The sequence below is a fragment of the Sphingobium sp. LMC3-1-1.1 genome (assembly GCF_040676285.1).
GTDB lineage: Bacteria > Pseudomonadota > Alphaproteobacteria > Sphingomonadales > Sphingomonadaceae > Sphingobium.
The window spans coordinates 1-264 of the sequence record NZ_JBEGHQ010000079.1; the positions used below are offsets into that span (position 1 = coordinate 1).

The 264-nt window shown below is 59.8% G+C and carries 1 protein-coding gene; it reads left to right on the plus strand.

Annotated elements, in window-relative coordinates; all coding sequences use genetic code 11:
* On the plus strand, nt 1–264 hold a 264-nt coding region (locus tag MRBLMC3_RS22135; protein ID WP_363832417.1), incomplete at both ends, for a LysR substrate-binding domain-containing protein.

The following is a 264-nucleotide window of genomic DNA, read 5'->3' on the forward strand; positions in this document are numbered from 1 at the left end:
GCCCTGCAGTTAGGAATATTCATGATGCGATGGACATCGCGCGTTCGCAACAGGAGACGCCCTCCGGAACGCTCCGTATCAACGCCTTCCCAACGGCAGCCCGTGAAATCCTCGAGCCGCTCCTTTTGCAATTCCTACGTCGCTATCCCCAGGTGCATGTCGATCTCGTCACCGAGGGGCGGATCGTGGACATCGTGGCCGAGGGTTTCGATCTCGGCCTTAGGAGTGCCGACCTTGTTCCCAGCGACATGATCGCCATCCCCG